The sequence below is a fragment of the Streptomyces fumanus genome, from assembly GCF_014655295.1.
Taxonomy (GTDB): domain Bacteria; phylum Actinomycetota; class Actinomycetes; order Streptomycetales; family Streptomycetaceae; genus Streptomyces; species Streptomyces fumanus.
Map to the genome: position 1 here is coordinate 253,940 of NZ_BNBI01000010.1, position 16,246 is coordinate 270,185.

The 16,246-nt window shown below is 71.1% G+C and carries 12 protein-coding genes and 2 tRNA genes; 11 read left to right on the plus strand and 3 right to left on the minus strand.

The window, feature by feature from the left end; all coding sequences use genetic code 11:
- The first annotated feature begins 145 nt into the window (after nucleotides 1–145).
- The 9 genes from IE316_RS23325 (at nucleotide 146) to IE316_RS23365 (ending at nucleotide 8,374) form a co-directional block, all read left to right on the plus strand.
- On the plus strand, nucleotides 146–601 hold the full coding sequence (locus tag IE316_RS23325; protein WP_190206392.1) for a TIGR02611 family protein: 456 nt from the start codon (nucleotides 146–148) through the stop codon (nucleotides 599–601).
- A 59-nt stretch (nucleotides 602–660) separates the two neighbouring features.
- Nucleotides 661–732 (plus strand) — tRNA-Val (locus tag IE316_RS23330).
- A gap of 414 nt (nucleotides 733–1,146) precedes the next feature.
- Nucleotides 1,147–2,436 carry an ABC transporter substrate-binding protein gene (locus IE316_RS23335; RefSeq protein WP_190206393.1) on the plus strand — a complete coding sequence of 430 codons (1,290 nt, stop codon included), beginning with the start codon at nucleotides 1,147–1,149 and terminating at the stop codon, nucleotides 2,434–2,436.
- On the plus strand, nucleotides 2,436–3,437 hold the full coding sequence (locus IE316_RS23340) for a carbohydrate ABC transporter permease (protein ID WP_190206394.1): 1,002 nt from the start codon (nucleotides 2,436–2,438) through the stop codon (nucleotides 3,435–3,437). Before IE316_RS23335 ends, IE316_RS23340 begins: the two co-directional genes overlap by 1 nt.
- The gene (locus tag IE316_RS23345; RefSeq protein WP_190206395.1) at nucleotides 3,434–4,327 is read left to right on the plus strand and encodes a carbohydrate ABC transporter permease; all 894 of its coding nucleotides are present in this window, start codon (nucleotides 3,434–3,436) and stop codon (nucleotides 4,325–4,327) included. The genes IE316_RS23340 and IE316_RS23345 overlap by 4 nt, the downstream gene beginning before the upstream one ends.
- 10 nt (nucleotides 4,328–4,337) lie before the next feature.
- Entirely contained in the window at nucleotides 4,338–4,937 is a 600-nt protein-coding gene (locus IE316_RS23350; RefSeq protein WP_190206396.1) for a hypothetical protein, read from the plus strand.
- A 109-nt stretch (nucleotides 4,938–5,046) separates the two neighbouring features.
- Complete coding sequence (locus IE316_RS23355; protein WP_190206397.1) at nucleotides 5,047–7,785, plus strand: exo-rhamnogalacturonan lyase family protein; 2,739 nt, start codon at nucleotides 5,047–5,049, stop codon at nucleotides 7,783–7,785.
- A 28-nt stretch (nucleotides 7,786–7,813) separates the two neighbouring features.
- Nucleotides 7,814–8,260, plus strand: a complete 447-nt coding sequence (locus tag IE316_RS23360; RefSeq protein ID WP_190206398.1) for an SRPBCC family protein — start codon at nucleotides 7,814–7,816, stop codon at nucleotides 8,258–8,260.
- Nucleotides 8,261–8,299: 39 nt separating this feature from the next.
- Nucleotides 8,300–8,374: transfer RNA gene (locus IE316_RS23365), tRNA-Val, on the plus strand.
- Nucleotides 8,375–8,438: 64 nt separating this feature from the next.
- Here the strand turns inward: IE316_RS23365 and IE316_RS23370 are convergent.
- Complete coding sequence (locus tag IE316_RS23370; protein WP_190206399.1) at nucleotides 8,439–9,164, minus strand: 3'-5' exonuclease; 726 nt, start codon at nucleotides 9,162–9,164, stop codon at nucleotides 8,439–8,441.
- A gap of 294 nt (nucleotides 9,165–9,458) precedes the next feature.
- Between IE316_RS23370 and thrS the strand changes: the two genes are divergently transcribed.
- Together thrS and IE316_RS23380 are read left to right on the plus strand one after the other, a co-directional pair.
- On the plus strand, nucleotides 9,459–11,438 hold the full coding sequence (thrS, locus tag IE316_RS23375) for a threonine--tRNA ligase (RefSeq protein ID WP_190206400.1): 1,980 nt from the start codon (nucleotides 9,459–9,461) through the stop codon (nucleotides 11,436–11,438).
- Between the two features lie 77 nt (nucleotides 11,439–11,515).
- Entirely contained in the window at nucleotides 11,516–12,061 is a 546-nt protein-coding gene (locus IE316_RS23380; protein ID WP_190206401.1) for an HIT family protein, read from the plus strand.
- 6 nt (nucleotides 12,062–12,067) lie between these two features.
- Here IE316_RS23380 and IE316_RS23385 read toward each other — a convergent pair whose 3' ends face one another.
- A complete protein-coding gene (locus IE316_RS23385; RefSeq protein WP_190206402.1) occupies nucleotides 12,068–13,729 on the minus strand; it encodes an AbeC-like domain-containing protein in 1,662 nt (553 codons plus the stop codon).
- Nucleotides 13,730–13,892: 163 nt separating this feature from the next.
- Nucleotides 13,893–16,100, minus strand: coding sequence for an elongation factor G-like protein EF-G2 (locus IE316_RS23390; protein WP_190206403.1), 2,208 nt, complete (start codon nucleotides 16,098–16,100; stop codon nucleotides 13,893–13,895).
- Nucleotides 16,101–16,246: the final 146 nt, after the last annotated feature.

Below are 16,246 nucleotides of genomic sequence, written 5' to 3' on the forward strand. Positions count from 1 at the left end.
CGGCGAAATCGACATGCCACCTACGGTGTCGTTGTAAACCCCTCTGAGCGGTTTGCGTGCGTTTATGTAACTCTTCTGGCCGAGAGATCACGGGCGAGGTGCGGCCATTCCGGTGACTCGTTTCGCTCCGGTAGGGTTTGGCCGTATGAACACGGGGAGTAGCGAGTCGGGCGAGGCGGCGGCCATGGTGCCGGACAGGGCGAAAGCGGACGGAGCGCAAGGCGAGCAGGCGCTCGGCTCGCGTGCGCCCGAGTTCGTCAAGGCGCGCCGGATGCTGCATCTGAGCTGGCAGGTCGGGGTCTTCGTGGTCGGCCTCGCGGTGGTCGTCGCGGGCATCATCATGCTGCCGCTGCCGGGACCCGGCTGGGTCGTCATCTTCGCCGGCATGGCGATCTGGGCCACCGAGTTCGTCTGGGCCCAGCTCGCCCTGCGCTGGACCAAACGGAAAGTCACCGAGGCGGCGCAGCGCGCGCTCGACCCGAGGGTGCGCCGGCGCAACATCGTCCTCACCTCGGTCGGCCTGGTGATCATCGCGGCGATCGCGGGCTTCTACCTGTGGAAGTTCGGCCTGGTGATGCCGTGGGAGATCGAAGATCAGTGAGGTGATCCCGGCGCGGTCACAGGCACCCGCTGACATGCGGTAATGTTCTTCCTGCGCCCGGGCGATTAGCTCAGTGGGAGAGCGCTTCGTTCACACCGAAGAGGTCACTGGTTCGAACCCAGTATCGCCCACCGGGATCCACAGCGGCCCGGCTCACCATCCGTGAGCCGGGCCGCTGTGTCGTCGTACGCCGGGGAGTATCCGGACAGAGCTGCGTGCCGCTCCGGGACAGGGCCCCGTGCCGTCCCGGACAGGGCCGCGCGGCGCCCCGCACCGGTCCGCGTTCACCCAACCGTGACCTTCCGCCGCCCGCCCCGCCGCCACCCCCTCGCCGTTCGGTCCGTCGAGCGCACCCGCGGCGAACTGGGGGTTCGTGCCCCGCGCGCCGCCCGCCCCCGGACCGCCCGCCGGCCCCGACCGGCCCGTGCGCCTATGAATTCCTGTCCGGATTATTGACGCGCCCGGAGCCCCTCCGTAACTTGTGCCAGCAAGCGCTTACTTGAAACGATTCATGCACGCGCACACCACATCGCGGGGAGGCTCATATGCGGCAGGGCGGAAGCATGGAGAGGCGGACGATCCTCAAAGCTGCGGGGGCCTCGCTGGCCGTCGCGGGGCTCGGGGCGACGGCCACCGCCTGCGGCTCGGGCAGCGGGTCGGGGGACGGGACGGTGACGATCCGTTACTCCTGGTGGGGTGCGGAGGACCGGGCCCAGCGCATCAACAAGACCATCGCGCTCTTCGAGAAGAAGTATCCGAAGATCAAGGTGAAGACCGACTTCCAGCAGTACGCCGACTTCTGGAAGAAGTTCAACACCCAGGCGTCCGGCGGGAATCCGCCGGACGTGTTCCAGAATGCCATCGGATTTCTGCGCAAATACGACGCGAAGAACGTTCTGCTCGACCTCGGTGAGCAGGTGAAGGCCGGGAATCTGTCCATGGACGGATTCCGCGCGGGCCTGGAGAAGTTCGGCGAGGTCGACGGCAAACTCCTCGGCGTGCCCGTCGGTTCGAATTCGATGGCGCTGGTCATCGACAAGCCCGTCTACACCCGGGCCGGCGTCACCCCCGAACCGGGCTGGACCTGGGACGACTTCGACGCGGCGATGAAGCGGATCCGCGACCGCACGGGCCGGGCCGGGGACAGCGGCATGTACGGGGTCATGTACCTCTACGACCTGTATCTGCGCCAGCACGGCAAGGCGTTCTTCACCGAGGACGCGCTCGGCTTCACCGAGGCCGACCTCACCGACTGGTGGACCAAGGCCGAGCGGGGCGTGAAGGAGGGCGTCTACGCCGATGCCAAGAAGGTCGTCCAGGTCAAGCCCAAGTCGGCGGTCTCCGCGGAGCTCGCGGGCTCCGAGTTCACCTGGGACAACTTCACCGTCCGCTACACCTCCGAGGGCAAGAGCGAGTACGGCCTCGCGCCCATCCCCACCACGGACGGCAAGAAGACCGGCCAGTACCTGGGCTCGCTGATGCTCAGCGCCTCCAAGCGCACCCAGCACCCCAAGGAGGTCGCCCAGTTCATCGACTTCATGGTCCACGACCCCGAGGTCGCCAAGATCATGGGCTATGACCGGGGCGTGCCCGCCACCCAGGCCCAGTTCGACGCCTTCCAGCCGGACGACGAGGTCAACAAGGCGATCGCCGCCTATGAGACCTCCCTCGTCGAGTCGGGCGTGCTGGAGACCATCACCCCGCACCCGAGCGGCGCCGATGTCTGCGAGGCCGCGTTCCTGCGCATCGCCGAGGAGATGGCGCTGGGCAAGCGGTCCGTCGAGGACGCCGTCAAGCAGTTCTTCACCGAGTCGAAGACCGCTCTGGCCGGCTGATGGGACACGCCGTGACACACGCCCCCGCGACGGCGGACCGCGCCGCGGCCTCCGAGCCGCGGCACGGTCCGGCGAGGTCCCCGCGCCCCGCCGCCCTCAAGCGGCGGCGCCGCCGGGACAATCTGGCCGGCTACCTCTTCATGTCGCCCTGGATCGCCGGTTTCCTGCTGCTGACCGCGGGACCGATGATCGCCTCGCTGTACTACGCCTTCACCGACTACAACCTCTTCGACGCCCCGAAGTGGATCGGCCTGGACAACTTCGCCGAGATGTTCGGCGACCCGCGCTGGCGCCACTCGGTCCAGGTCACCCTGTGGTACGTCGTCGTCGGCACCCCGATCAAGCTGCTCGCCGCGCTCGGCGTCGCCCTGCTGCTCGCCCAGAAGCGGCGCGGCCAGGCGTTCTACCGGGCCGCGTTCTACGCGCCCTCGCTGATCGGCGCGAGCGTCTCGGTGGCCATCGTCTGGAAGGCGATCTTCTCGGACGACGCGGTCGTGGACCGTACCCAGAAACTCTTCGGGGTCCACGCCGGCGGCTGGACCGGCGACCCGGACCTGATCATCTACAGCCTGGTGGCGCTCACCGTCTGGCAGTTCGGCGCCCCGATGGTCATCTTCCTGGCCGGTCTGAAGCAGGTGCCGCGCGAGCTGTACGAGGCGGCCGACGTCGACGGGGCGGGGAAGCTGCGGCAGTTCTGGAACATCACGCTGCCGATGATCTCGCCGGTCCTCTTCTTCAACGTCCTGCTGGAGACCATCCACTCGTTCCAGATCTTCAGCTCCGCCTACATCGTCGGCGGCGGCGCGGGCGGCAACGCCTGCGGACCGGCGGACGGCTCGATGGTCTACACCTGTTATCTGTACGTCCAGGGCTTCGAGAACAGCCGCATGGGCCTGGCCTCCGCCATGGCCTGGATGCTGCTGGTCGCCGTCGCCCTGGTCACCGCGGTGCTGTTCTGGTCCCAGAAGCGCTGGGTGCACTACGAGGAGGGCGGCCGATGAGCGCGCGGGCCACCGACGTCACACCCGTCACGCCGGCCAGGACCACGGCCCGGCGGCGGAGGCTGCCCGGCTCGCTCGCCTGGCACCTCGGCTCGCTGGCGGTCCTCGCCGTGATCCTCTACCCGGTGGTCTGGGTGATCGGCGGTTCCTTCAAGCGGGGCGAGGACATCGTCGGCAGCCTGGACCTGTTCCCGTCCGATCCGATCACCGGCAACTACACCCGGCTGACCGAGGGCATCGCGGACATCCCGATCTCCACCTTCTTCGTCAACTCGCTGCTCCTCGCGGTGGGTTCGGTGGCCGGCATCCTGCTGTCCTGCTCGCTGACCGCGTACGCCTTCGCCAAGATCCGGTTCGCGGGCCGCAATCTGCTCTTCACGCTGATGATCGGCACCCTGCTGCTGCCGTACCACGTGCTGCTGATCCCGCAGTACGTGCTGTTCCGCAACCTCGACATGATCAACACGTACACGCCGCTGCTGCTGGGCAAGTACCTCGCCACCGAGGCGTTCTTCGTCTTCCTCATGGTGCAGTTCATGCGCAACCTGCCCAGGGAGCTGGACGAGGCCGCCCGGCTCGACGGCTGCGGGCACCTGAGGATCTACTGGTCGATCGTGCTGCCGCTGTGCCGGCCCGCCCTGATCACCAGCGCCATCTTCACCTTCATCAACTCCTGGAACGACTTCATGGGCCCGTTGATCTACCTCAACGACCCCGAGAAGTACACCGTCTCCCTGGGCCTGAAGATGTTCGTCGACCAGGAGGGCCTCGCCGACTACGGCGGCATGATCGCCATGTCGCTGGTGGCGCTGCTGCCCGTCCTCGCCTTCTTCCTGGCCTTCCAGCGCTATCTGATCGACGGCATGGCGACCTCCGGTCTGAAGGGCTGAGGTGACGACGATGACGGACGCGCGCGCCGGGGCGGGCACGGAGCGGGGCGGGTCACGGCTCGCCGAGGGGTTCGCGCTGTTCGCCGAGTGCCTGCTGACCGGGGTGTGGATCGCGGTGGCCGCGCTGCCGCTGGTGACCGGCCCGGCCGCCTTCGCCGCCGGGTCCCGGCACCTGGGGCGCCGGCTCGCCCATGAGCGGGGCGGGCTGCGCGAGTTCGCCGCCGACTTCCGGGCGGCGGTGCGCCGGGGCTGGCTGGTCGGGCTGGCGGGCTGGGCCGCCCTCGCCGTGGTCTGGCTGGACGTGCGGGCGGTCCGGGCGGGCCTGCCGGGCGGCCCGCTGGTGGGCGCCGTCGGGGTGCTCGCCCTGATCGGCGCCGTGGTGGCCGGACTGCGCGCGGCGGCGGTGTGGCGGCCCGGCGCCTCCTGGCGGTCGCTGCTCGCGGGCGCCGCCCGGCGCACCGTGCTCGACCCCGCCGGGTCCTTCCTGATCGTCGGCGGGCTGGCCGTGGTGGTCTGCTCCGCCTGGTTCAGCGCGCCGCTGGCCCTCCCCGTCCTCGGGGCGGTCGCGGCGGCCGCCGTCGCCGTGGAGCGCCGCCACGGGCACCGCTGACCCACCCGGCCACCGCGGCCGGACCCGGCGCCACCCCTGTTCTGTCATGCCCTTGACATGCCCTGCTCCCGCTCCACACCCCGCATCCGTACGTACGGAAAGGAAGGCCATGTCCCCCATCCCCCGCAGGTCCCTGCTGAAGGCTGCCGCCGTCGCCGGCGCCGCCACCCAGGCGAGCTGGGCCCTCGGCGCCCGCCCGGCCGACGCCGCCCCCGCCGCCTCCGCCGCCTCCGACGCCACCGTCACCCTGGACTGGCTGGAGGACGGCGGCCTCGGCGCCGCCCCCGGCACCACCGTCGGCGTGCCCTGGCCCAAGGGCGCCCACCGGCCGGACCGGACCTTCGCCCTCACCGACGCCGCCGGCCGGTCCGTACCCACCCAGTCCTGGCCGCTCGCGTACTGGCCGGACGGCTCCCTCAAGTGGACCGCGCACGCCGTCGCCTCCGGATCCGGCAGGCTCACCCTCACCGCCGGCCCGCCCGCCGCCCCCGAGCACGAGGTCACCGTCACCCGGCACGGCGGCAGCATCGACATAGCGACCGGCGTCATCACCGCCCGGATCGGCACCTCCGGCACCACCGTCGTCAAGTCCGTCACCCGCGGCGCCACCGAGATTGCCCGCAACGGCCGGCTGGTCCTGCTCCGCCAGCCCGAGATCGAGGACGGCGACCAGGGCACGGTGCGCACCGAGCGGTTCGACGGCGCGATCACCGGGGCCGAGGTGGAACAGCGGGGACCGGTCCGCGCGGTCGTCCGCGTCGACGGCAAGCACCGCAAGGGCGACCGGAGCTGGCTGCCGTTCTCGCTGCGCCTGTACTTCTACGCGGGCGCCGACTCCTTCCGCATGGTGCACACCATCACCTTCGACGGCACGCAGGAACCCGGGAAGGCGAGCGGCGATTTCGTCCGGGGCCTCGGCGTCCGCTTCACCGTGCCGATGCGCGACGCCTCCTACGACCGCCACATCCGCATCGGCGGCGAGGGCACCGGCCTGCTCCGCGAGGCCGTCAAGGGCATCACCGGACTGCGCCGCGACCCCGGCGCGGCCGTCCAGGCCGCCCAGTTCGAGGGGCGGAAACTGCCCGACCCCGCCACCTGGGACCAGCGCGTCACCAGCCGCCTCCAGTACATCCCCGAATGGGGCGACTACACCCTCTCCCAGCTCTCCGCCGACGGCTTCACCCTGCGCAAGCGCACCAAGAAGGGGTACGGCTGGGTCGGCGCGGGCGGCGGCCGGCGCGCCTCCGGCTTCGGCTACGTCGGCGGGGCGAGCGGCGGACTCTCCTTCGGCCTGCGCGACTTCTGGGAGAAGCACCCCGCCCAGCTCGACATCCGCGACGCCCACACCGACGCCGCCGAGGTCACCCTCTGGCTCTGGTCACCCGAGGCCCAGCCCATGGACCTGCGCTTCTACCACGACGGCATGGGCCAGGACAGCTACGCCGAACAGCTCGAAGGACTCAACATCACCTACGAGGACTACGAACCCGGCTTCGGCACCCCCTACGGCATCGCCCGCACCAGCGAACTCCTCTTCTGGGCCAACGCCTCGACCCCCGCCGCCGAGGCACTCGCCCGGCAGATCGAGGCCGTCCGCGTCCCGCCGCAGCTCGCCGCGCCGCCCGCGCAGCTCATCAAGGCCAAGGTCTTCGGCCCCGGCCTGTACTCCGAGCCCGACCGCTCCACCCCGGCCAAGGCGAAGATCGAGGACCACCTGGACTTCCTCTTCACCTACTACCGCGACCAGGTGGAACAGCGCCGCTGGTACGGCTTCTGGGACTACGGCGACATCATGCACACCTACGACACCGCCCGGCACCAGTGGCGCTACGACATCGGCGGCTACGCCTGGGACAACTCCGAACTCTCGCCCGACCTGTGGCTCTGGTACGCGTACCTCAGAAGCGGCCGCGCCGACATCTTCCGCTTCGCCGAGGCGATGACCCGGCACACCGGCGAGGTCGACGTCTACCACCTCGGCCAGTGGGCCGGCCTGGGCACCCGGCACGGCGTCCAGCACTACGCCGACAGCGCCAAGCAGCAGCGCATCGCCAACACCACCTACCGCCGCTTCTACTACTTCCTCACCGGCGACGAACGCGTCGGCGACCTCATGCGCGCCAACGTCGACTCCGACGAGACCTTCCTCGTCCTCGACCCCCAGCGCAAGGTCCGCCCCGACCCCGACTACCGGCCCGACCCGCACGCCCTGTCCATCGGCTTCGGCACCGACTGGAGCGGCCTGGTGTCGGCCTGGCTCACCGAGTGGGAACGCAAGGGCCCCCAGTGGGAGAAGGCACGCGCGCGCGTGCTGTCCACCATGGAGACCATCGCCGCCCAGCCCAACGGCTTCGTCCAGGGCAGCGGCCTGTACGACCTGGACACCGGCAGGTTCGCCGTCGCGGACACGCCCGCGGTGTCCGTCTCCCACCTCTCGGCCGTCTTCGGCCTCAACGAACTCTGCGCCGAACTGATCGACCTCGTCGACATGCCCGCCTTCGAGGAGGCGTACTACGACTACTGCCGCTACTTCAACGCCACCAAGGCCGAGCAGAAGGCGCGCTACGGCAGCGACTTCGGCAGCCTGATCCTCTTCCAGGGCCACTCCCGCCTCGACGCCTACGCCGCCGTACGCACCGGCGACGCGAAACTCGCCGCGCGGGCCTGGGAGAAGTTCTACGACTCCGACGGCTACAAGGAATCGGCCCCCTGGACCACGGAGAAGATCGGCGGCCCGCTCGCCCTCGTCCCCGGCACCGAGGCGAGCTGGGTCTCCACCAACGACACCGCCCTCTACGGCCTCGCCGCCATCGAGAACCTCGCGCTGCTGGGGGACCGGATGCCGTAACCCGCTCCCGGGCGGGCAGAAAACCCGCGTGGACTGGAACCATTACCGCTTCCGCAGCCTGTGGGAGCTGCCCGCCCCCGCCCCGGCCGTCTACCGCGCCCTGGAACGCGTCGAGGACTACCCCCGCTGGTGGCCCCAGGTCCGCGAGGTCACCCGCCTCGACGACGCCACCGGCATCCTGCGCATCCGCTCCCTCCTCCCGTACGACCTGACCCAGACGGTGCGGGAGGAGCGGCGCGACCCGGCGGCGGGCGTCCTGCGGGCCGTCCTCACCGGCGACATCGAGGGCTGGTCCCGCTGGACGGTCACCCCGCGCGGCACCGGCACCCTGGTCCGCTACGACCAGGAGGTCGACGTCCGCAAGCCGCTGCTGCGCCGGCTCGCCGTGCCCGGACGGCCCTTCTTCCGCGCCAACCACACCCTGATGATGCGCGCCGGGCGGCGCGGACTGGCCGCCCACCTGGAAGCGGTTTGAAGGAAGCGGGCCGGGGCCTGTATGGTTCAGTGCGTTCCCGGGCGATTAGCTCAGTGGGAGAGCGCTTCGTTCACACCGAAGAGGTCACTGGTTCGAACCCAGTATCGCCCACCACCCGGGAAAGCCGGTCCGTCGAAAATTGACGGACCGGCTTCTTCGTATACGGACATGCCGACGGCTACGCCGCCGCCGGGAGGTCCGGGCGCAGCGGCCACGCCGGGTCCACCGGCTGCTCGTCGCCGTTCGGCGCGAACCACGTCTGCTGGCCCCGCGCCTGCCCCGCGTGCCACACCGCCTGCAAGGTGTGCAGCTCGGCGGGGGAGACCCGGTCCAGCCGGCCCGCGAAGCGCCGCCCCACCGCCCGGACCACCTCCAGCGCCGCCTGCGCGTCCACCGCCGCGTCCCGCGCCCCCTCCAGGGCCACGCCGTAGTGCTCGCACAGATCGGTGAGCGTCCGCGGGCCCTTGCGGTAGCGGTCCAGGTGCCTGTCGAGCACCCTCGGGTCCAGCACGTGCAGCGGCGTCCGCTCCAGCCAGCGGGCCAGCGACGAGGCGCGGTGCCGCCGCAGCTCCCGGTCGAGCAGCGTCAGACCGAACGGCGCGTCCATCACCACCAGCGGGCGCCCGGCCCGCGCCTGCTCCGCCAGCGCCTCCGCCACCTCGTACATCACCGGCGCCGGCCAGCGGCCGTACCGCTGCAGGCGCTCCTCGGTCAGCCCGTGCGCCTCCACCGCCGGAGCGGGCACCGGCACCCCCGGGTTCACCAGCCAGCGGGTGATCCGGGGCCGGAGCCCCTCGGCGTCCTGGACGACGACCGCGGCCGACACGATCCGGTCGGTCTCGGCGTCCGCACCCGTGGCCCCCGTGTCGAACGCGGCCAGGGGACCCTCGTACCAGCACGTCATAGCGCATCACAACCCCTCGTCCCAGCCCGGCGGTTGACGCCCCGTCCACTGCCCGATCCGGTGATACCCGGGCGGTTCGCCCCGTACGCCGGAAGGGCACCACATGAGGACGGGTCTTTGCGGTCCGGCGGCCCGGCAGGCGGACCCTCCGGTTCCGGACGGCGGCCGGCGCGGGCGGGGCCGCCCCCGCCGCCGGGGACTGATTTCGCGGGGGACCCGGGCGGGTCGGTACGATCGGGCTCATGCGTGCGCTCCGGTATGGCGCCGCACTTCGCCTTCAGTCAGGAGAGACCGGTGTCAGACGTCCGTGTGATCATCCAACGCGATTCCGAGCGGGAAGAACGCGTGGTGACGACGGGCACCACGGCCGCCGACCTCTTCGCCGGGGAACGCTCGATCGTGGCCGCCCGCGTCGGCGGCGAGCTGAAGGACCTCGCCTACCAGCTCCAGGACGGCGAGACCGTCGAGGGCGTCGAGATCTCCTCCGAGGACGGCCTGAACATCCTGCGCCACTCCACCGCGCACGTCATGGCACAGGCCGTGCAGGAGCTCTTCCCCGAGGCCAAGCTGGGCATCGGCCCGCCCATCCGGGACGGCTTCTACTACGACTTCGACGTCAAGGAGCCCTTCACCCCCGAGGACCTCAAGCGCATCGAGAAGAAGATGCAGGAGATCCAGAAGCGGGGCCAGCGCTTCTCCCGCCGCGTCACCAGCGACGACGCCGCCCGCGAGGAGCTGGCGGACGAGCCGTACAAGCTGGAGCTGATCGGCCTCAAGGGCAACGCCGCGCAGGCCGCCGACGGCGCCGACGCCGAGGTCGGCGGCGGCGAGCTGACCATCTACGACAACCTCGACGCCAAGACCGGCGAGCTGTGCTGGAAGGACCTCTGCCGCGGCCCGCACCTGCCGACCACCCGGAACATCCCGGCGTTCAAGCTGATGCGCTCCGCCGCCGCCTACTGGCGCGGCAGCGAGAAGAACCCCCAGCTCCAGCGGATCTACGGCACCGCCTGGCCGTCCAAGGACGAGCTCAAGGCCCACCTGGACTTCCTCGCCGAGGCCGAGAAGCGCGACCACCGCAAGCTCGGCGCCGAGCTGGACCTGTTCTCCTTCCCCGACGAGCTGGGCCCCGGCCTCGCAGTCTTCCACCCCAAGGGCGGAGTGATCCGCAAGGTCATGGAGGACTACTCGCGCCGTCGCCACGAGGTGTCGGGGTACGAGTTCGTCAACACCCCGCACATCTCGAAGGAGCACCTCTTCGAGATCTCCGGGCACCTGCCGCACTACGCGGAGGGCATGTTCCCGCCCATCCAGTTCGACGAGCAGAACTACCGCCTCAAGGCGATGAACTGCCCGATGCACAACCTGATCTTCAAGTCGCGCGGCCGGTCCTACCGGGAGCTGCCGCTGCGCCTGTTCGAGTTCGGGACCGTGTACCGGTACGAGAAGTCGGGCGTGGTGCACGGCCTGACCCGCTCGCGCGGCTTCACCCAGGACGACTCGCACATCTACTGCACCACCGAGCAGATGCCCGAGGAGCTGGACACCCTCCTCACCTTCGTGCTCGACCTGCTGCGCGACTACGGCCTGACCGAGTTCGAGCTGGAGCTGTCCACCCGCGACGACTCCGACAAGTTCATCGGCTCGGACGAGGACTGGCAGGAGGCCACCGAGGCGCTCCGCCAGGCCGCCGAGAAGCAGAACCTGCCGCTGGTCCCGGACCCGGGCGGCGCCGCGTACTACGGGCCGAAGATCTCCGTGCAGGCCAAGGACGCCATCGGCCGGTCCTGGCAGATGTCGACCATCCAGGTCGACTTCAACCAGCCCAAGCGGTTCGGCCTGGAGTACACCGCCGCGGACGGCTCCCGCCGGCAGCCCGTCATGATCCACCGGGCGCTGTTCGGCTCCATCGAGCGGTTCTTCGGCGTCCTCCTGGAGCACTACGCCGGCGCCTTCCCGGCCTGGCTCGCGCCGGTCCAGGCGCTGGGCATCCCGATCGGCGACGCGCACGTGCCCTACCTCCAGCAGTTCGCGGAGCGGGCGCGGGCGGCGGGGCTGCGGGTGGACGTGGACGCGTCCTCGGACCGGATGCAGAAGAAGATCAGGAACGCCCAGAAGCAGAAGGTGCCCTTCATGGTCATCGCCGGGGACGAGGACATGGCGGCCGGTGCCGTCTCGTTCCGCTACCGCGACGGCTCCCAGGAGAACGGCATCCCGGTCGACGAGGCCATCGCCAAGATCGCCAAGGTGGTCGAGGAGCGGGCGCAGGTCTGACCGGACGCCCGGCGGGCCCCCGGGGAGAACCCGGGGGCCTTTCCCGCGTCCGCAGGTCGACGCCATATGCTGCACGCATGACGAGTGAGCCGGAGCAGCAGTTGGGAGTGGGGACGCCGGACGCGTTCCAGCGCCTGTGGACGCCCCACCGGATGGCCTACATCCAGGGGGAGAACAAGCCGAGCGGCCCCGGGGCCGGCGACGGCTGTCCCTTCTGCTCGATCCCGGCGGGCTCCGACGAGGACGGTCTCGTCGTCCGGCGCGGCGAGCACGTGTACGCGGTGCTCAACCTCTACCCGTACAACGGCGGCCACCTCATGGCCGTGCCCTACCGGCACGTCGCCGACTACACCGAGCTGACCGGCGCGGAGACCGCGGAGCTGGCCGAGCTGACCAAGCAGGCGATGACGGCGCTGCGCACCGCCTCCGGCGCCCATGGCTTCAACATCGGCATGAACCAGGGCTCGGTGGCCGGCGCGGGCATCGCCGCCCACCTGCACCAGCACATCGTGCCCCGCTGGGGCGGCGACACCAACTTCATGCCGGTGGTCGGCCACACGAAGGTGCTGCCGCAGTTGCTGGGCGACACCCGCAAGATGCTCGCGGAGGCGTGGCCCGCGTAACGCGGATCACGCGTCGTAGAGGTCGGCCTTCCTGGGGGAGGGGTCCTGGACCGCGCCGCTCAGGAACGCCGACCGGGCGCCGAACTTCTCCGTGTCCACGCCGTTCTCCGCCAGCACCTTGATCGCGGCCTGGTGGACCACCCGCAGCACCGGCGTGGCCGCCCGCAGCGCGTCGTCGGCCATGAAGCGGTGCCGCCAGGGCTGGTCCGCCCAGGCGTGCCGCAGGCCGAACGGCTCGGGCAGGGCGATGGTGCCGCCGAGCCAGTTCAGCAGCGGCGGGTAGACGGTGAGCGGGGCGCGGACGGCGAGCCGCACCACCTCGTCGGTGGGGACCAGCGGGAGCATCACCTTGCGGGTCTCCCAGGGCTTGAACGACTTGGCGACCTCCTTGGACGGTGCCGTCGGCCCACCGGTGAACAGCGAGTTCACCGGGCCCAGGGCATGGCCGGTGACCTCGATGCGCAGTGTGGCGTGCAGCACCGTCACCGTGATCATCATGGTGAGGACCAACTGGCCGTCCCACAGCGTCCACTGCACGCCCAGGTAGTGCCGGTCGCCCGCGCCGAACTGCTGCTTGTTGCAGATCTCCTGCACGGCGTGCGGCTTGACCTGGTACGCCTCGACGTCGGTGCCCTCGGGGCGGGAGACCGCCGAGGCGTTCTCCCCGATCGGGGTGACGATCCAGTGCCGTATGGAGGGCTTGGGGAAGCCGCCGGTGTTCAGCGGGCCGCGCTCCAGCATCCGCAACTGGTCGTGGATGGAGCGGACGACGTCCCAGGCGCGGAACGGGTGGATCTCCCGGGTCGGGTCGGCGGGCACCAGCTCCTCGGCGAGCTGCCAGCTTCCCCAGCGGGTGCCCATGCCGAGTATGCCCTTGGGGCCGGCGTAGAAGACCGAATTGGACTGCTGTTCGGCGCCCAGCTTGGCCAGGGACTGGCGCAACTGCTCGGCGGCGGTCTCGCTGGGGTTGCTGGGCACCGCCTCGGGGACCTTGGCGCCGATGCCGGCGCCCGCCAGCAGGCCGCTCCAGCGGTCCCGCAGGTCCTTGGCGGTCTGCTCGCAGATCCGCTTGGCCCAGAACCAGCCGACCACCGGCATGACCACCGCGGCTCGCGCGTACCAGCCCCAGAAGCCGCCGAAGGGCATCTTGACCAGGAACAGCGCGGCCAGCGCCCCGACGCCGACCAGGACGGCGGTGGCGAGCGCGCCGGCCCGCTGGTTCTCCGTCTTGGCGACGGCGCTGCGGATGATGAAGGCGAGCAGCCAGACCAGCATCCCGGGCAGGAAGACCAGGCCGCAGATCGCCATGACGGCGGTCAGCCGCAGGTCGCGGATCCTGCGGATGCGGTTGGCGGCCAGGCAGTGCTCGACGACGACCTGCGGCTCGGTGCCGAAGGACTGGATGAGCGGCTTGCGGCCGGGGCCCAGCATCCGGGCGACCACGGCGGCGGCGAAGGCTTCGCCGAGGTTGGGCCGGAAGATCTTGGCCCAGGAGCGGCCGGGTTTCACGGTGGTCTGGTGCCACTCGTTGTCGGCCTTCTTGATCTCCTCGACCGGGTTGTCCCGGTAGGCGGCCGACGCCAGCGCGTAGGTGGCCGTCTGGCTCGCGTCTCCCGTCCGGGGCACCTGAGGCCCGAAGAAATCCGCGTAACCGCCGTCAACGGTCATTACCGCCCCCGATCGAAGCCGCTCTCGCTCAAGCGGCCTTCCCGACTTCCGTCCTGCGCACACCTGTTGATCAGGTCATCAGCGTATCGCCCGGTGCCGGGCCGCGTCGGCGGACGGCTCAAGCCGCCCGCCGACATGCCGCTCCGCGCTCCCGGCGCGCCGTTCACGCTCCGGCGCGCGCCTCCTCGCGGAGCCGTTCGGCGAGCTGCGGCGGCATCGGTTCGTGCCGGGCGTAGCGGCGGTTGAACCGGGCCGTGCCGTGCGACAGGGACCGCAGGTCCACCGCGTACCGGCCGATCTCGATCTCCGGTACCTCGGCCCGGATCAGGGTGCGTCCGCCGGTGGTCTGCTCGGTGCCGAGCACCCGGCCGCGCCGCCCGGACAGGTCGCTCATCACGGCGCCCACGTAGTCGTCGCCGACCAGCACGCTGACCTCGGCGACGGGCTCCAGCAGATGGATGCGGGCGCCGGCGGCGGCCTCCCGCAGCGCCAGCGCGCCGGCCGTCTGGAAGGCGGCGTCGGAGGAGTCCACCGAGTGCGCCTTGCCGTCCAGCAGCGTCACCCGGACGTCGATCAGCGGATGGCCCGCGGCGACGCCCTTGGCGGCCTGCGCCCGCACCCCCTTCTCGACCGAGGGGATGAACTGCCGGGGCACCGCGCCGCCGACCACCTTGTCCACGAACTCGATGCCGGAGCCGCCCGGCAGCGGCTCCACCTCGATCTCGCAGATCGCGTACTGGCCGTGCCCGCCGGACTGCTTGACGTGCCGGCCGCGCCCGCCGGCCTTCCCGCCGAAGGTCTCGCGCAGGGAGACCTTGTGGGGGACGACGTCGACCTGGACGCCGTACCGGCTGCGCAGCCGCTCCAGGGCGACGTCCGCGTGGGCCTCGCCCAGGCACCACAGGACGACCTGGTGGGTGTCCGGGTTCTGCTCCAGCCGCATGGTGGGGTCCTCGGCGACCAGCCGGGCCAGCCCCTGGGAGAGCTTGTCCTCGTCCGGTTTGCTGTGCGCCTGGATGGCGAGCGGCAGCAGCGGGTCGGGCATGTCCCACGGCTCCATCAGCAGCGGGTCGTCCTTGGCGGAGAGGGTGTCGCCGGTCTCCGCGCGGGAGAGCTTCGCCACGCACGCCAGGTCGCCCGCGATGACGTGGGTGACCGGCCGCTGCTGCTTGCCGAAGGGCGTGGACAGCGCGCCGATGCGCTCGTCCGCTTCGTGGAGGGCGCGGCCCTCGTGGCCGCGGTCGGCCAGTCCGTGCCCGGAGACGTGCACCGTCTGGTCGGCGCGGAGGGTGCCGGAGAAGACGCGGACCAGGGAGACCCGGCCGACGTAGGGGTCGGAGGAGGTCTTCACGACCTCGGCGACCAGGGGCGCGTCGGGGTCGCACCGGTTCAGCTCGCGCGGCCGGCCGTCCGGGGTGGTCACCCGGGGTGCCTCGCGCTCCAGCGGGGTCGGGAAGCCGCGCACGACCAGCTCCAGCAGCTCGACCGTGCCCAGTCCCTGCCGGGCGCCCTCGGCCGCGGGGGCGGCGGCCAGCACGGGGAAGAAGGACCCGCGGGCCACGGCCCGTTCCAGGTCCTGGATCAGGGTCTTGACGTCGATCTGCTCGCCGCCGAGGTAGCGGTCCATGAGGGTCTCGTCCTCGCTCTCCGCGATGATCCCCTCGATCAGCCGGTTGCGGGCCTCCTCGATCAGCGGCAGCTCGTCGGCGCCCGGCTCGGACTCCTTGCGCTCGCCGGTCGAGTAGTCGAACAGCTTCTGGGTGAGCAGGCCGATCAGTCCCGTCACGGGCGCGTGCCCGTCGGCGGCCCGTGGTCCGTGCAGCGGGAGGTAGAGCGGCAGCACCGCGTCGGGGTCGTCGCCGCCGAACGCCTCGGCGCAGATCCGGGTCATCTCCTCGAAGTCGGCGCGGGCGGCCTCCAGGTGGGTGATCACCAGGGCGCGGGGCATGCCGACGGCCGCGCACTCCTCCCAGACCATGCGGGTCGAGCCGTCCACGCCGTCCGCGGCCGAGACGACGAAGAGGGCCGCGTCCGCCGCCCGCAGACCGGCCCTCAGCTCACCGACGAAGTCGGCGTACCCGGGCGTGTCCAGGAGGTTGACCTTGATGCCGTCCCATTCGACGGGCACCAGGGAGAGCTGTACGGAGCGCTGCTGCCGGTGCTCCATCTCGTCGTAGTCCGAGACGCAGCCGCCGTCCTCGACGCGGCCGGCCCGGTTCAGGGCCCCCGCGGTCAGCGCGAGGGCCTCCACCAGAGTCGTCTTGCCCGAACCGGAGTGGCCGACCAGCACCACATTCCGTACGGACGCGGGATGGTCGGCCGCCTGTGCCCTGCCGGCGGCTCCGGGGTGGGTGTGTGCCTTGTCGCCCATGTCTCTGCCTCCCGTGCACGGTGAGGTCACTGGGGGCGCGGACGCGCGGGACCGCGTGCACTGGCGGCTCCGGCGACGCCCGCGGTCCTTCGAGCTTTCCACTGGTGTCACGCCGCGTCCATACGAAGGACCGTTCCCCGGACTCC

Excerpts from the sequence above, each read along its gene's own strand:
- IE316_RS23380 (WP_190206401.1), top strand. The coding sequence starts at position 11,516 with ATGACGAGTGAGCCGGAGCAGCAGTTGGGAGTGGGGACGCCGGACGCG.
- IE316_RS23370 (WP_190206399.1), bottom strand. The coding sequence starts at position 9,164 with ATGACGTGCTGGTACGAGGGTCCCCTGGCCGCGTTCGACACGGGGGCC.
- IE316_RS23340 (WP_190206394.1), top strand. The coding sequence starts at position 2,436 with ATGGGACACGCCGTGACACACGCCCCCGCGACGGCGGACCGCGCCGCG.
- IE316_RS23345 (WP_190206395.1), top strand. The coding sequence starts at position 3,434 with ATGAGCGCGCGGGCCACCGACGTCACACCCGTCACGCCGGCCAGGACC.
- IE316_RS23325 (WP_190206392.1), top strand. The coding sequence starts at position 146 with ATGAACACGGGGAGTAGCGAGTCGGGCGAGGCGGCGGCCATGGTGCCG.
- IE316_RS23335 (WP_190206393.1), top strand. The coding sequence starts at position 1,147 with ATGCGGCAGGGCGGAAGCATGGAGAGGCGGACGATCCTCAAAGCTGCG.
- IE316_RS23355 (WP_190206397.1), top strand. The coding sequence starts at position 5,047 with ATGTCCCCCATCCCCCGCAGGTCCCTGCTGAAGGCTGCCGCCGTCGCC.
- IE316_RS23350 (WP_190206396.1), top strand. The coding sequence starts at position 4,338 with ATGACGGACGCGCGCGCCGGGGCGGGCACGGAGCGGGGCGGGTCACGG.
- IE316_RS23390 (WP_190206403.1), bottom strand. The coding sequence starts at position 16,100 with ATGGGCGACAAGGCACACACCCACCCCGGAGCCGCCGGCAGGGCACAG.
- IE316_RS23385 (WP_190206402.1), bottom strand. The coding sequence starts at position 13,729 with ATGACCGTTGACGGCGGTTACGCGGATTTCTTCGGGCCTCAGGTGCCC.